Below are 407 nucleotides of genomic sequence, written 5' to 3'. Positions count from 1 at the left end.
ATCGTGGAACCACGGCACGTACGCCAACTCCAAGCGTCCGCGACTCGCTGGCGGGTACGAACCCGTCTACGACGAAGACGAGGACCGACGCCCCAACGGTGTCGGGACGGAGTACACGTTCGACCTCAGTACCCTGTAACACAGGGCGAATCTCTTTTTAGAAGTAGTTTCGTTTTCTGTTACAACTGCCCGCGTAGTGGCAACACTATGTTACGTCTTCACCCGTCACAGGATCAACAGCGATTTCCTGACATTGGTACTCGGTAAGTCTATATACACATTTGTGATGATCGCCAATCCCGTAGTAGGTGTCAACGTTAGGCGCTAACTCTTGGGACGGGTATGCGTGATGCTGGAACCCGTGTGTCCGTTCAAACTCGTCGGGATCAATGCGTGTGATGTGGACG

Annotated in this window: 1 protein-coding gene; it reads right to left on the bottom strand. The window is 53.6% G+C overall.

Features of this window, described 5'->3' with window-relative positions; genetic code table 11:
• Positions 1-205: 205 nt before the first annotated feature.
• Positions 206-407 (bottom strand): hypothetical protein (locus tag EXE42_RS19660; protein WP_206750732.1); only part of this gene is annotated, 202 nt, incomplete at its 5' end.

The sequence above is a fragment of the Halorubrum sp. SP3 genome (genome assembly GCF_005435195.1).
GTDB classification, from domain to species: Archaea; Halobacteriota; Halobacteria; order Halobacteriales; family Haloferacaceae; genus Halorubrum; species Halorubrum sodomense.
This window is presented reverse-complemented; position numbering and strand designations above follow the sequence as displayed.